This is a genomic window from Bradyrhizobium uaiense, assembly GCF_010811875.1.
Classification (GTDB): Bacteria; Pseudomonadota; Alphaproteobacteria; order Rhizobiales; family Xanthobacteraceae; genus Bradyrhizobium; species Bradyrhizobium uaiense.
On sequence record NZ_VKHP01000742.1, the window covers coordinates 1 to 251 of the forward strand.

The window sequence follows — 251 nt, forward strand, 5'->3', positions numbered from 1 at the left end:
TCACCGTCAGCGCGGTCGGGCTCGCGATGGCCGACAAGCGCTTCGGCCTGCACGACAAGGCGGTCTCGTTCTTCAAGGACAAGCTGCCGCCTGATGTCGACGACAAGCTCGCGGCGATGACGGTCGACCTGATGCGAAGCCGTCAGTTTCTTGATTGTTGTTGTTTGGCATGGGCCGTCCTCCGGAAGCAGAACGGAGGTTATGGCTCCGGCCCCTCGTGTCAACGCACGCTGCGCGCATCCTGAAAGAAA

Annotated in this window: 1 protein-coding gene; it reads left to right on the forward strand. The window is 61.4% G+C overall.

The genetic code is table 11. The features are described from left to right. On the forward strand, positions 1-245 hold a 245-nt coding region (locus FNJ47_RS47280), incomplete at its 5' end, for a hypothetical protein (RefSeq protein ID WP_206685430.1). Positions 246-251 lie beyond the last annotated feature (6 nt).